The organism is Spongiibacter nanhainus, assembly GCF_016132545.1.
Lineage (GTDB): Bacteria > Pseudomonadota > Gammaproteobacteria > Pseudomonadales > Spongiibacteraceae > Spongiibacter > Spongiibacter nanhainus.
The window spans coordinates 3747978-3760510 of sequence record NZ_CP066167.1 but is presented as its reverse complement, the minus strand read 5'-3'; the positions used below and the strand labels follow the sequence as shown (position 1 = coordinate 3760510).

The 12533-nt window shown below is 54.1% G+C and carries 10 protein-coding genes; 6 read left to right on the top strand and 4 right to left on the bottom strand.

Annotated elements, in window-relative coordinates:
* Positions 1-63 precede the first annotated feature (63 nt).
* From ahcY to I6N98_RS17045, 3 genes are read right to left on the bottom strand one after another with little or no spacing between them, the layout of a single operon-like run.
* On the bottom strand, positions 64-1458 hold the full coding sequence (ahcY, locus tag I6N98_RS17055; protein WP_198569525.1) for an adenosylhomocysteinase: 1395 nt from the start codon (positions 1456-1458) through the stop codon (positions 64-66).
* Positions 1459-1488: 30 nt separating this feature from the next.
* Complete coding sequence (gene metK, locus I6N98_RS17050) at positions 1489-2697, bottom strand: methionine adenosyltransferase (protein ID WP_198569524.1); 1209 nt, start codon at positions 2695-2697, stop codon at positions 1489-1491.
* Positions 2698-2724: 27 nt separating this feature from the next.
* The gene (locus I6N98_RS17045; protein WP_198569523.1) at positions 2725-3708 is read right to left on the bottom strand and encodes an ArsR/SmtB family transcription factor; all 984 of its coding nucleotides are present in this window, start codon (positions 3706-3708) and stop codon (positions 2725-2727) included.
* Positions 3709-3898: 190 nt separating this feature from the next.
* On the opposite strand from I6N98_RS17045, the gene I6N98_RS17040 reads away from it, so the two are divergent.
* Genes I6N98_RS17040 through I6N98_RS17015 form a run of 6 tightly spaced genes read left to right on the top strand, consistent with a single transcriptional unit; the run spans position 3899 to position 11371 of the window.
* Positions 3899-5416 carry a class I adenylate-forming enzyme family protein gene (locus I6N98_RS17040; protein WP_198569522.1) on the top strand — a complete coding sequence of 506 codons (1518 nt, stop codon included), beginning with the start codon at positions 3899-3901 and terminating at the stop codon, positions 5414-5416.
* Positions 5416-7719 (top strand): TonB-dependent receptor, encoded by a 2304-nt coding sequence (locus tag I6N98_RS17035; protein ID WP_198569521.1) that lies wholly within the window; start codon positions 5416-5418, stop codon positions 7717-7719. The genes I6N98_RS17040 and I6N98_RS17035 overlap by 1 nt, the downstream gene beginning before the upstream one ends.
* A gap of 9 nt (positions 7720-7728) precedes the next feature.
* Positions 7729-9096 carry an aromatic ring-hydroxylating oxygenase subunit alpha gene (locus I6N98_RS17030; protein WP_198569520.1) on the top strand — a complete coding sequence of 456 codons (1368 nt, stop codon included), beginning with the start codon at positions 7729-7731 and terminating at the stop codon, positions 9094-9096.
* 4 nt (positions 9097-9100) lie between these two features.
* A complete protein-coding gene (locus I6N98_RS17025; protein ID WP_198569519.1) occupies positions 9101-10096 on the top strand; it encodes a thiamine pyrophosphate-dependent dehydrogenase E1 component subunit alpha in 996 nt (331 codons plus the stop codon).
* Positions 10097-10109: 13 nt separating this feature from the next.
* Positions 10110-11135: an alpha-ketoacid dehydrogenase subunit beta gene (locus I6N98_RS17020; protein ID WP_198569518.1), complete on the top strand. Its 1026-nt coding sequence runs from the start codon at positions 10110-10112 to the stop codon at positions 11133-11135.
* The gene (locus tag I6N98_RS17015; RefSeq protein ID WP_198569517.1) at positions 11135-11371 is read left to right on the top strand and encodes a biotin/lipoyl-containing protein; all 237 of its coding nucleotides are present in this window, start codon (positions 11135-11137) and stop codon (positions 11369-11371) included. Before I6N98_RS17020 ends, I6N98_RS17015 begins: the two co-directional genes overlap by 1 nt.
* A gap of 15 nt (positions 11372-11386) precedes the next feature.
* Here I6N98_RS17015 and I6N98_RS17010 read toward each other — a convergent pair whose 3' ends face one another.
* Positions 11387-12361, bottom strand: a complete 975-nt coding sequence (locus I6N98_RS17010) for a helix-turn-helix domain-containing protein (RefSeq protein WP_198569516.1) — start codon at positions 12359-12361, stop codon at positions 11387-11389.
* Between the last annotated feature and the right edge of the window lie 172 nt (positions 12362-12533).

Here is a 12533-nt window from a genome sequence, read left to right as displayed (position 1 = left end):
TGAAGTATCGCATCGATTGTTTGGACCCGGCGCCAGCGCCGGGTCCGTTCTGCCTGTGCCTGATTAGTATTTGTAGGCTTCGGGCTTGTAGGGGCCTTCCACCGGCACATTGATGTACTTGGCCTGCTCGTCGGTCATCCGGGTAATGACGCCGCCAAAGCCCCGCACCATCTCCGCGGCCACTTCCTCGTCCAGCTTTTTAGGCAGGACTTTAACGTAGAGGTTGGAAGCCTTTTCCGCCTCGGGAAGATCGGCAAACTTACGCTCCCACAGGTAGATTTGTGCCAGTACCTGGTTGGCGAAGGAGCCATCCATAATGCGCGAGGGGTGACCTGTGGCATTGCCCAGGTTTACCAGGCGACCCTCAGAGAGAAGGATCAAGTGATCGTTGCTGGCCGCATCGCGTACCACTTTGTGGACCTGGGGCTTCACTTCCTGCCACTCCCAGTTTTTACGCATATAGGCCGTGTCGATTTCGCTGTCGAAGTGACCGATGTTGCAGACCACACAGCCGTTTTTCAGGTTCTTCAGCATATTGGCGTCACAGACATCCACGTTGCCGGTGGTGGTGACCACCAGGTCGGTGTTCTGTAACAGCGCTTTGTCGATTGAGGCTTCAGAACCGTCATTGATACCGTCTTTGTAAGGCGATACAACCTCAAAACCATCCATACAGGCCTGCATGGCACAGATGGGGTCAATCTCAGTGATCTTTACGATCATACCTTCCTGACGCAGGCTGGCCGCAGAGCCTTTACCCACATCGCCGTAGCCGATGACCAGCGCTTTCTTGCCGGATAACAGGTGGTCTGTGCCGCGCTTGATGGCGTCGTTCAGGCTGTGGCGGCAGCCGTACTTGTTATCGTTCTTGGACTTGGTCACCGCATCGTTGACGTTGATGGCGGGCACTTTCAGTGTGCCTGCTTCCATCATTTCCAGCAGGCGGTGAACGCCGGTGGTGGTCTCTTCGGAAATGCCGTGAATGTTGTCCAGCATATGGGGGTACTTGTCGTGCATCAGCAGAGTCAGGTCGCCACCATCGTCCAGAATCATATTGGCGTCCCACTCTTTTCCGTCTTGCAGTACGGTTTGCTCGATGCACCACCAGAACTCTTCCTCGGTCTCACCTTTCCAGGCAAACACAGGAATACCGGCGGCGGCGATGGCAGCGGCGGCGTGGTCCTGGGTGGAGAAAATATTACAGGATGACCAGCGCACTTCGGCGCCCAGCTCGATCAGAGTTTCAATCAATACCGCGGTCTGGATGGTCATGTGAATACAGCCCATGATCTTGGCGCCCTTGAGAGGCTGATCGGCTTTGTATTTTTCCCGCAGGGCCATCAGTGCCGGCATTTCAGTTTCGGCGATGTCGATCTCGCGGCGGCCCCAGTCGGCCAGGCTGATATCGGCAACTTTGTAGTCGGTGAAGGTAGTGTCTATTGCGCTTACAGTACTCATAAGTCGTGACCTCAAATTAAATGTGTTCGTTTATACGGCGGCTTTCAGTGCTTCGGCCTTGTCGGTCTTTTCCCAGCTAAAGGCAATCGCTGTTTCGCTGCGTTGTTCACCGTTTTCGGTGAAGTTATAGGTATATTCGTAAGGCTCGCGCCCGAAGTGACCGTAGGCTGCTGTGGGCTGGTAAACCGGGTGCAGCAGGTCGAGCATTTTGGTGATGCCGTAGGGGCGCAAGTCGAAGACTTCACGCACGGCGGCGGCCAGTTTTTCCTCGCTGACTTTGCCGGTACCAAAGGTATTGATGGAGACCGAGGTGGGCTCTGCCACGCCAATGGCGTAGCTCACCTGGATTTCACAGCGGTCGGCAAGCCCAGCGGCGACAATGTTTTTAGCGACGTAACGGCCTGCATAAGCGGCGCTGCGATCCACCTTGGAGGGGTCCTTGCCGGAGAAAGCGCCACCGCCGTGACGGGCCATGCCGCCATAGGTGTCAACGATGATCTTACGCCCGGTCAGGCCGCAGTCGCCGACCGGTCCACCGATCACAAACTTGCCGGTGGGGTTGATATGGAAGCGGGTGTCAGCATGGAGCCACTCGGCGGGCAGTACCGGGCGGATGATTTCTTCCAGTACCGCTTCCTGCAGGTTACTTTGACTGATATCGGGGTCGTGCTGAGTGGACAGGACCACCGCATCAATGGCGACCGGTTTGCCGCCGTCGTAACGCAGGGTCACCTGGCTTTTGGCGTCCGGTCGCAGCCAGGGCAGTACGCCCTCTTTGCGCAGTTTGGCTTGGCGCTCCACCAAGCGGTGGGAGTAGAACAGCGGCGCGGGCATCAGCGATTCGGTTTCGTTGGTGGCGTAGCCAAACATCAGGCCCTGGTCGCCGGCGCCTTGGTCCTCGGGCTTGGCCCGATCGACGCCTTGATTAATATCCACCGACTGTTTGCCAATCGCGTTCAATACCGCACAACTGGCCCCGTCGAAGCCGACGTCAGAGCTATCGTAGCCAATGCCGGTGATCACGTCGCGGATGATGTCTTCCAGATCGACATAACAGGAGGTGGTCAGCTCGCCGGCGACGATGGCCATCCCGGTCTTAACCAATGACTCCACCGCCACCCGGGCGTATTTGTCCCGGGCAATGATGGCGTCCAACACGGCATCGGAAATCTGGTCGGCCATTTTGTCGGGGTGGCCCTCGGACACCGACTCCGAAGTAAATAAACTGTAGTCAGACATTCTGTCGTCCTCTTAAATAAAAGGCCCTTAGGCCGCTGTATTAATAAATTGTCGAACTTGTACTCGAAAGCCATTGAGCTGGGCTAAGTAGACCCCGGGGCCATCGCTAAAGCCACTCGCCGCCGCCCACTCGCTCAGGTCGTCGGGCTCAAAACCCAGCCACAAGTCGCCGCAGGCCTCTCGGGCCCAGTTTTGGTCGTGGCGGCACAATTCCGTCACGCACAACAACCCGCCGGGTTTCAGCCAAGTTGCCACTTCCCGAAAAATATCCACCGGCGAGGGAACATGGTGCAAAACCATATTGGCCACGACACAGTCGGCGCTGGCCGGGGCAATGTCAGTGCTGTCCAGTTGGCAGTGCACATTGTCCAGTCCCTGCTGACTGACCGTCTCTTTGGCCTTGTCCAGCATCGCGGCGCTGTTGTCGATGGCGACAACGCGCTGATAGCGCCTGGCCAACTCTGGCAGAAAAGCGCCATCGCCGGGCCCCACTTCCACCGCCAGATCGCCGCCCTGGGGCTGACTGTTAGCCAGCAGCTCCGCGGTACTTTGGCCGTATACCTCAAAGGCCACCATCTGCTCCTGCTGGGCCTGAAATTGCCCGGCGTATTGGGCAAAAAAGGCCTGGGAGCGAGCTGAACGCTCGTCGATTACCTGGTCCAGCCGTGCCTCCAAACCCGGGCTCAGCTCCAGCTGATCGACGCTGCTCAATAACTGCTGTTGCAGTGCAAAAAGCTGTGGATGACTCGCCCGGTAGGTGCGCCGATAAAACAGGCTGTTGCCTTCCCGGCGCTTGGTGACCAGCCCCGCGCTGAGCAATATCTTCAAATGGTGACTCAGCCCCGACTGCCGACTGTCGAGGATGTGGCACAGCTCCTGGACGGTATAGGCGTCCCGGCTTAGCACCCGCAATACCTGCAGGCGAAGTGCATCCCCGCCCGCTTTGCACAGTTGCAGCAGGGTATCTTCCAGGGGCGCAATTGCGCTGACGGTATTCGGCAGTTCACTCATTGCCCGGCAGTGTAGCAAGATTTTTATCTATATCAAAATATTTTGATATAGATGGGGCGGATTCGGGTGCGCCGTCACTACGTGCCGTCACAAATCGACAAGCCGCCAGTCACTCCCGTGCATGGTCGCAGCCAGGTGGGTTGGCCATAATCTCGTTCCATGGTTTAACTGTGCAAAGGAACAGATTCGAATGTTTGCAATCACCCAACCACTGCGCCGCGCGGCAAAGCTCTGGCCTTCATCCCCGGCCTTGTTGCGGGAAGAGGGCGCGCTGACCTGGAAGGAATTGGAAGCGGGGGTGGCGAAGTTTGCGCAATTTTTGCGGGACTTCGGGGTGAGTAAAGGTGATCGGGTCGCGATCCTGTCGCAAAACAGCGAGTCGTTCTTTCAGTTTTACATGGCCGCCCCCTGGGCCGATGTGATTATGGTGTCTATCAACACTCGCTGGTCAGAAGAAGAAATGCTCACCGCGCTGGATGATAGCGGCGCCATAATATTGCTTGTGGACCAGCATTTCGACGCTACAGGTCAGGCTCTGCTGGCTAGGTCAGAGGTCATTCGGCAAGTGGTGAATATCGAGCATGAAAGCTGCCTGTCGGCTATGTCGGGCCTGTCGCCATTGAGTGATTCCGGACGCAGTGACGACGAAACAGTGGCTCTGTTCTATACAGGGGGTACCACTGGGCGGTCCAAGGGGGTCATGCTGAATTCGGTGGGCTTGTTGACCACAGGCCTTCAGGTGCAGGCTCACTCCGGCCTGGATCATTCAGCGGTGGTTCTGCACGTGGCGCCATTTTTTCATATGGCGGCGGGTGGCATCATTTACGCCACCCTTCTGGCGGGGGCGAGTTCGGTTATCTTGCCGGCATTTGTACCCTCTGTGGTGGCACAGGCAATACAGCAGCATAGTGTGACTCACATTCTGTTAGTGCCCACCATGATCGAGATGCTGCTTTATGATCCGTCGTTCTCCAGCTATGACTTGAGTAGTCTGCGTCGTATCGTCTATGGGTCGTCGCCTATGCCGGAATCTCTGCTCCGCTTGGCCATGGATCGCTTGCCTGGGGTCGAATTTACGCAATTTTATGGTATGACGGAATTGTCTCCCGTAGCCACGGTGCTCCCGCCGGAGGATCATCAAGAAGCCTGCGCCTTCCCATCGAGGCTGAGGTCGGCGGGAGTTCCCATCCAGCTGGCCGACTTACGGATCGTGGATGATCAAGGGGATGAAGTTCCCCGCGGTGAGGTGGGAGAGGTGACCGTCGCTGGTCCGTCGGTGATGCAGGGTTACTGGAACAACCCTGATGCCACCGCAGCGGCGATACGCCATGGCTATATGCATACCGGAGATGCCGGTTACTGCGACGAGCATGGATATCTTTACTTGGTGGACCGAATTAAAGATATGATCATCTCTGGTGGTGAAAATGTCTATTCCACCGAGGTTGAGCAGGCGGTATATCAATATCCCGGCGTTCAAGAGTGTGCAGTTGTCGGTGTGCCGGATAGTCGATGGGGCGAAAGCGTTTGTGCGGTTATTTACCCCGAGGCTGGCTGTACTATTGATGAGCCTACAATAAAAGAGTTCTGTGCCACCAAGATCGCCAATTATAAATGCCCTAAAAAAGTTGTTATTGCCAGCGAACCGTTGCCAAAGACCGCGGCAGGAAAAATCGCTAAAACTGAAATAAGAAAATGGGTGCGATAATGTTTAAGAGACTATGCCTGATACCGATATTGATGCTGTTCTACCACGGCTTTGTGGTGGCGCAGTCGCCAGCGGTCACAAGTGATGAAAAACAGGATGATGTTGCCAGTACCCAAAGCGTAAAAAGAAACAAAGGGTACATAGAAGAAGTCATTGTAACGGTGCAGAGGAGAGAGCAGAGCCTGCAGGATGTGCCGGTAACGGTATCTGTCTTCTCGGGTGACGATCTGGTCAGTGCCAATATATCCGAAAGTCACGGTTTGCAGCTAAAAACGCCGGGCATGGTATACAACAGCCAGGGTGGCTATGCGCATATTTATATCAGGGGCATCGGTTCGGATGGCACGATCCCCACCTCTGAAGGTTCGATAGCCACATTTCTTGATGGCGTGTACAACCCCAATGCCAACTCGTCTATCCAACACTTTGCCGATGTCCAGCGTGTCGAGGTGCTAAAGGGTCCGCAAGGCACGTTATTTGGCCGCAATACTACTGGTGGTGCGATAAATATCACCACCAAAAAGCCGGCACAAGAATTTGAGGCCTCGATGGCTTTGCTGGGCGGAAGTTATGAGCGACGGGGAGTGGACATGTACGTATCCGGTCCCCTCGGTGATGCGTTAAGTGCCTCAGTATCCGCCTATTACGACGAAAGCGAATCGTACTACACATCGATTAACCCAGCCGCTCCACCTGTTGTCGATAATGAAGATTACGGTGGCCGCGTTAAGATTTTGCTTGATATTAGCGACAAGTTATCGGCACAGCTGACGGGCTATCTGACAGAACATTACGGTGCCGATACCACAGTAGGGAATAGTTTCAGGACGTCGTTGCTGACGGAGGCGGCAGGCGGCCGGGTGGAAACCTCCAATAAACCTTACAAGACCAATGCTGACCGCGGGCCGTACTTCAATGAATTTCGCACCACAGGGGTGGACCTGAAACTCAACTACATCGCGGACTCATTTGAGTTCAAGTCGATAACAGCAATGCTAGACACCGATAATTCAGGGTTTATCGAGCTGGATTATACCGAAGCTGACCTTGAAGAAGTGCCGGTTCCAAAAGCGTTTACCTATACTTGGTCGCAAGAGTTGCAGCTCAGCGGCGATCTGTGGAACGACAGCCTTCACTACCTGGTTGGTGCGTTCTATCTTGAGTCGGAGGGTGGCTTTGATCCTCTGGAAATATCCTTGGGACCGACCGCCGTCTTCGATGCGACCCTGGTTGATCTCATTGACGGTACCGCGATTGGCGAATTACTGGGCGGAATAATCGGTGATGGCTTTCCTGATGCGGCAACCTTGCGAACCTTTGGCATTATCGAGACCGAAGCCTCCGCTGTTTTTACCAACTTATCCTGGCAGCTAACGGATACCTTTTCGCTTAGCGCCGGACTTCGCTATTCCAGCGAGACCCGTTTTGTCACTGAATCCCGAACTGAGGTCAGGCTGCTGAGCCTGGAGTCTGTATCTCCGACCCTTCTGTCATCGCCCCCTCAGGACAAGACCTGGGATGCCTGGACGCCTATGGCGTCGGTGGAGTGGCGGCCCCGGGATACGCTGTATTACTTCAAGTACTCCGAGGGCTTTAAGTCGGGTAACTACAATCCGGTTCTTATCCTGGAGCCTGTCACTCCCGTTGAGCCTGAGTTTATTAAAGCCTATGAAATAGGCCTTAAGGGCGAGTTCTTCGACCGAAGTCTGCGGTTTAACTTCGCTGGCTTTTTCTATAACTACGATGACCTGCAAGTACAAATCGTGTCGCTGGTGAATTCCGGTACCGCCAGGCTGGAGAATGCGGGCAATGCACAAGTATATGGCGCAGAAGCGCAGTTGGCCTTCGCGCCTATTGAACAGCTGCGATTTAATCTCGGCGCCAGCTGGATGGAGTCCGAGTACAAAGAGTATGTGGGTACCGGCTACGACCAAACTACCGGCTTGGCGTTTACAGGCGATTTCTCCGGCAATGAACTAAATCGAGCGCCCTCTTTGACTGTCTCAGGTGATGTGACCACTCACTTTTATTTTGGCGATGATCGATTAGAAGCTGGTGTCTCTATCTATCACGCCAGTGGTTGGTATTTTGATGCGCAGAATACCTTTGAGCAGGAGCCATTCACGGTTTTAGGCGGCCATATTTCCTACGAGCTGATTCCCTCCAATATCAAACTGTCGCTTATCGGTTCAAACCTCACCAGTACTGAATACTTAAAAAATGCGCTGCTTCACGACTTTGGCGTGAGTGGGACCTATGCGCCACCTCGTCAAATCGTCGGACGAATCGATATTGAGTTCTAGGAGTTAGGTATGTCGAAAAGCTATTTGGCCAAGGGCCCGGCGACGATTATTGACACAGACGCCCAGGCCGTTGACCCAACCAAAAAAGGTGAGCGGGCCGCGCCAGTACCAAAAATGCTTGTCGGGATGGATAAATACTGGTCGAAAGACATAGCCACCCAGGAAGACGAAAAGATCTTTGCCAAAACCTGGCTGTGCGCTGGCCGGGAGTCCGATGTCCAGGACGTGGGCGACTGGTTTAAATTTGATATCGGCTACGAGAGCATCATAGTCGTCAAAAGTACCGATGGTGTGATCCGGGCATTTTACAATGTGTGCCAGCACCGAGGTGCTCAACTGGTGGTGGATGATGCAGGCAATGCCAGCAAATTTGTCTGCGGTTTTCACAGCTGGACCTGGATGAATACTGGCGAGCTCCACCGCATCGCCGATGAGGAGACCTTCGCCAGCGAGATGATTTGCGACAGGCCGGGTTTGCAGCCTGTTGCGCTGGATATGTGGTCAGGATTTATCTTTATTTCGCTGGATCCTAATCCTCCGCCGTTGCATTCCTACCTTACTCCTCTCCCTGAACAACTCTCTGCTTATCGCATGGAAGATATGGTGCTGATCAGTGATGTGTGTGTCGAGTGGAATGTGAACTGGAAGACGGCCTTGGATGCGTTTATGGAAGGCTACCATATTCATCGTCGACACCCTGAAGGGCTGGGCTGGATCGAAGACTATCACTTACAGCATGATTTTTTTGATAACGGCCACTCCAGAATGATTTTGCCTGTGCCGGTAAAAAGCAAACGCCTAAAAGATCAGCATGCATTGAACGATGAGTTGCGGGCCATGCTTAGCGAAGTGGGATTGTCACCAGAATCCTATGAGGGTAAGGCTGGGCTGATTCGCCCCGCACTTCAACAGCGAAAGCGGGAGTGGGCAAAGGAAGTGGGCCTTGATTTTTCGGGATACTCCGATAGTCAGCTCACCGATGACTGGAACTATTTTGTGTTCCCCAATATGACCTTCAACGCCCACGCCGAAGGGGTTTTGGTGATGCGCTTCTTCCCCAACGAAAGTGATCCTGAAAAATGTTACTACCACGTATCCGTGCTGGCTCACCGGGTTGACGATCCCAACTATCGGATGCCCAGGTATATGGGTGCGCCGGACATCGATTTATCCGGCGAGGTTCCCCGGCCCCCGCGGATCAAGCTTAAACACGGTGAGGCGAGTTTAAGTCAGGTTCTGGATCAGGATGCTGAGTTTGTCCCGCGCGTTCAAAAAGGAATGAAGTCCAGGGGCTTCAAGGGGCAGCGGCTTTCCCATCAGGAGATGCGTATGCAGGCCTTTTACGAAGAATACGATCGATATATGCGGGGTAAATAGGGGTATGGAAAGTCCAAGTAAAGATCAGCTCGAGTGGATGTATAGCAAGATGGTGTTGGCGCGCGAATACGAGGAAATGATGAAGCGCGTTTACTTAGAGGGCAAGGTTCCAGTCTTTGATATGTCGGCCGGGCCTTTGCCAGGCGAAATGCATATTTCATCCGGGCAGGAACCCTGCGCCGTTGGCGTGGCGGTGCATTTATCCGCGGCCGATTGGATGGTGGCCTCCCACCGCTCCCATCATCAGGCCATTGCCAAAAATGTGGATTTGGCGGCGATGACAGCGGAAATCCTTGGCAAGGAATCCGGGCTGGGGGGAGGGCGCGGAGGTCATATGCACCTCTCCGATCCGAAGGTTCGGTTTACCTCTACGGGCATTGTTGGCCAGGCACTGGGTATTGCGGGTGGCCACGCTCTGGCGTCAAAGATGAAGGGCACCAGCGACGTTGCAGTGGGCTGTATCGGCGAGGGCGGCGCAAACCAGGGTGTTTTTCATGAGGCGATGAACTTGGCGGCACTGTGGAAATTGCCGTTAATTTGCGTGATTGAAGACAATCGCTGGGGGGTATCGGTCGCCAAGGACAAGTCTACGTCGGTATCCAAAAATTCGGATCGGGCCATTGCATACGGATGCTATGGCGAATATGTCAGCGGGAATGATGTCTGGGCGGTATTCGAGGCCGCCGGCCGTGCCGTTGAGCGAGCACGCAAAGGCTTGGGCCCGACAATTCTGGAGATTGAGACATATCGGCTGGAGGGGCACTTTGTTGGCGATGGCGAGGCCTATGTTCCGGAGGACCAGAAACGAGACCGGGAGGATATCGATCCCATCAACGTTATGGCGCGTCGCTTGGTCGATGAGGGAACGTTCTCCGCGGATTATCTGGAATCGATACTGGCAACCTGCAAAGAGCAAGTGGACGCTGTTGAGCGTTATGCCCGGGAGCAGGCGGACGCTAAGCCGAGCGATGCGCTCAGACACGTTTTTGTAGAAGCATAAATTTGGGGGTTGTATGTCGGGACAAGTTCAAGGCCCTCGGGTGCCTTTTCACAAGGCAGTCAGTGAGGCGCTCAAATGGGAAATGGAAAACGACGAAAACGTCTTCGTTATGGGTGAGGATGTCGGAGCGCTGGGGTCGATTTTTCAGACTACGGCTGGTCTTCATCAGCAGTTTGGCGAGGAGCGAGTGAGGGATACCCCGATCTCGGAATCCGGGTTCGTGTCAGCGGCCGTAGGTGCCGCAATGAGTGGCATGAAACCGGTCGTCGAGTTGATGTTTAACGACTTCATCGGCGTGTGTTTGGACCCGCTTTACAACATGGCAGCCAAGAATGCCTATCACAGCGGCGGTGGGCAAGCCGTGCCATTGGTCTTGATGACCAGTGTCGGCGGTGGCTATTGCGATGGCTCCCAGCACTCACAAAGCTTGTATGCCACATTTTGTCATATGCCGGGAATGAAGGTTGTGGCGCCAAGTAATGCCTACGATGCCAGGGGCTTGATGCATGCCGCCATTGAAGATCCCAACCCGGTCATATACATGTTTCACAAAATGTTGGTGGGCCTGGGCTGGTATGGCTCAGTCAAAATGGCTTCTATACCGGTACCCAATGAGCGCTTTACCGTACCGATCGGTAAAGCCCAGGTAAAGCGCGAAGGAACAGATATCACCCTGGTGGGTTGGGGAGTGACCTTGCACTATGCCTTGCAGGCTGCGGAGAGCTTGAGTGACAGTGGCATAAGCGCGGAGGTGATTGATCTAAGGAGTTTGGTGCCGCTGGATATGGAAACCATCATGGCCTCTCTGGAGAAAACCGGGCGGCTTATTGTGGTGGACGAAGACTACAAGAACTGCGGTGTGGCTGGAGAAGTGTTGGCGCGTATCTCGGAGTCGAATTTGTCGGCATTGCGGTCGTCGCCACGGCGGATTTGCTTTCCAGATATTCCGATTCCGTTTGCAAGACCCATGGAGCAGTTTGCCAGGCCAAGTGCCGAGAAAATTGTAGGCACTGCCATCGCCATGCTGGAGGCCGCGTAATGATCGAATTGAGAATCCCCCTGGATTGGTGGTCGGGTGAGCAAGAGGGTGTGTTAACGGCCTGGCATGTCGACGATGGTCAGCCGGTGCGTGCCGGCGATGTGATCGCCGATATTGGCGTTGAGAAGGCGCAAATGGAAATGGAGGCAAGCAGTAGTGGCACGCTTGTACACAAAGTCGGCGAAGGTGAGGTGCTGGCAGCGGGTCAGCTGATCGGAATCATTGAGCCGGATTAATCTATTTGCTCGGTGTTATGCCTGGCAAGCGCGCTCCTTTGTGGGCGCGTGACCAAAACGAGTTTTGTAGACCCGGGAGAAGTGAGCCACATCTTTGAAGCCCCAGCTAAAGCAAATTTGAGAAATTGAAAGATGGTCTAGCTCGCGGTTTTGAAGTTCTCGACGACAATTTAAAAGACGTTGCTCTCTGATATAGCTCCACACTGTCCAGCCGGTATTCTCAAACGCTCGGTGGATAAAGCGCCGCGAAGACGAAAAGTGGTTGGCGATCATGTCCAGAGATAGATCGGGGTTGCCTAAGTGCGCTTTGATGAACTCGAGAATATAAGGCTGGGCTGTGTGGTTAGGTAAGACCTTGCTGGAGACCTGTTGTCGGCGATCTATCTCTGCACCACACATGGCACCAATACTCTCGATGATTAAGCTGCTCATATTTGTCTTGCAGCTGTCTTCGATATACGCCGCTTCATCAATCAGTGACATAACCAGAGACTGGAACACTCTGCCGCTGCCGGTACTCAGTGAGAGACGTTGATTAAACAAACGATCCACTTGTGGTTGAAGCTCGCGCAAAGGGGCGCTTGGCACTCTGATATGAACTGCGGTTTGAGCGATCTCGATGCTGGAGGTAAACACCCCGATCAGTGGTTTACAGAGCGGGACAAGGGCAACGGAGCCCGGGTCGACCTGGGTGGTGACCTTGTCTTGTTGAATGGTGAATTTCGCGGTAATCGGCAGGTACAGCAAGATCGAGTCAGACTCTTCGCTGTTTAAGTGTTGCCGCCCACGAATCGCTTTTTGCGCACCGAGACTGGAGTAGCGTATTACCGACGACTCGCCAAACACCGCGCGCTCAAGTTGGGCATTGAAGCGATCGCCGGGAATGTCTGAGCTGACTTGGCAAGGGCAGATGGCAGAATTGATCGCATCGTTTATAAGCGGGTATTTCTCTTTTTGAGTAATTCCCTGGGTAGACCATGAATTAAACACGACGTCACCTATTTATTATTTTATTTAAAAAAACATATCACATTTTAAGCTAAGGAACATCTGAATAATTGATGCACAACACGATGCCATTACACATCAGGTCAGATATTGTCTTATTTTTGGCAGAAAACGGCGTTTCTTCGCCGGTTTCTAGCCAGCATTCCCAAATTCA

Excerpts from the sequence above, each read along its gene's own strand:
- ahcY (WP_198569525.1), bottom strand. The coding sequence starts at position 1,458 with ATGAGTACTGTAAGCGCAATAGACACTACCTTCACCGACTACAAAGTT.
- metK (WP_198569524.1), bottom strand. The coding sequence starts at position 2,697 with ATGTCTGACTACAGTTTATTTACTTCGGAGTCGGTGTCCGAGGGCCAC.
- I6N98_RS17045 (WP_198569523.1), bottom strand. The coding sequence starts at position 3,708 with ATGAGTGAACTGCCGAATACCGTCAGCGCAATTGCGCCCCTGGAAGAT.
- I6N98_RS17040 (WP_198569522.1), top strand. The coding sequence starts at position 3,899 with ATGTTTGCAATCACCCAACCACTGCGCCGCGCGGCAAAGCTCTGGCCT.
- I6N98_RS17035 (WP_198569521.1), top strand. The coding sequence starts at position 5,416 with ATGTTTAAGAGACTATGCCTGATACCGATATTGATGCTGTTCTACCAC.
- I6N98_RS17030 (WP_198569520.1), top strand. The coding sequence starts at position 7,729 with ATGTCGAAAAGCTATTTGGCCAAGGGCCCGGCGACGATTATTGACACA.
- I6N98_RS17025 (WP_198569519.1), top strand. The coding sequence starts at position 9,101 with ATGGAAAGTCCAAGTAAAGATCAGCTCGAGTGGATGTATAGCAAGATG.
- I6N98_RS17020 (WP_198569518.1), top strand. The coding sequence starts at position 10,110 with ATGTCGGGACAAGTTCAAGGCCCTCGGGTGCCTTTTCACAAGGCAGTC.
- I6N98_RS17015 (WP_198569517.1), top strand. The coding sequence starts at position 11,135 with ATGATCGAATTGAGAATCCCCCTGGATTGGTGGTCGGGTGAGCAAGAG.